Source organism: Streptomyces sp. P17 (assembly GCF_032436805.1).
Lineage (GTDB): Bacteria > Actinomycetota > Actinomycetes > Streptomycetales > Streptomycetaceae > Streptomyces.
In genome coordinates, this window is sequence record NZ_JAVRBF010001483.1 from 1 (window position 1) to 236 (window position 236).

The 236-nt window shown below is 55.1% G+C and carries 1 protein-coding gene; it reads right to left on the reverse strand.

What is annotated here, in order from left to right; genetic code table 11:
- Nucleotides 1-191: hypothetical protein (locus RMT89_RS45420; protein ID WP_315889598.1), on the reverse strand; the 191-nt coding region annotated here is incomplete at its 3' end.
- Between the last annotated feature and the right edge of the window lie 45 nt (nt 192-236).

The following is a 236-nucleotide window of genomic DNA, read 5'->3' on the forward strand; positions in this document are numbered from 1 at the left end:
CGCTCGGTAAGCAGCCTCACAGCTCCGTCCCGTCCTTCGCCCGTGATCTCGTCTGGAACCTTTATTCTCATTAGAGGAATGAGCCGGTCCAACAGAAGAAGCCAGCCAGCAGCATCTAGCTCGCTGAGGTAGCTGTACTTATCAAGGTCAAACCAAGCCGGTATACCTCTTCCACTAGCTTTCCGCGCCATCTCAGCTCCCTACCTAACGTTCCCTACTACGGCCACTTGGGTCCT